Below are 222 nucleotides of genomic sequence, written 5' to 3'. Positions count from 1 at the left end.
AACAGGGATTTGAAATCGCGTTATTAGCCCTCGAAACGTGGGCATTCCAACTCAAGTGCATGCAGCCGGAAGCCCGGTTTTGCATGATTCTTGCCTGTGATGAGGATCACACAGTCCCGAACCAATCTGAACGGGGGAAACAACAGTTCCCGCAGCGCGGATACTTTTACGGACGGGAGATTCAGCTGCCCGTCGCCGCACTGGCGGAGCAGCTTTTTCATG

1 protein-coding gene is annotated in these 222 nt (G+C 54.1%); it reads left to right on the top strand.

Annotated features, from left to right (window positions below; translation table 11 throughout):
- Positions 1 to 222 (top strand): hypothetical protein (locus H6B10_RS16730; RefSeq protein WP_204652491.1); only part of this gene is annotated, 222 nt, incomplete at both ends.

Origin of the sequence: Gemmiger formicilis (genome assembly GCF_016901605.1) — a bacterium.
Taxonomy (GTDB): domain Bacteria; phylum Bacillota; class Clostridia; order Oscillospirales; family Ruminococcaceae; genus Gemmiger; species Gemmiger formicilis_B.
The sequence above is the reverse complement of the archived record's forward strand: the minus strand, read 5'-3'. Positions and strand labels throughout refer to the sequence as shown.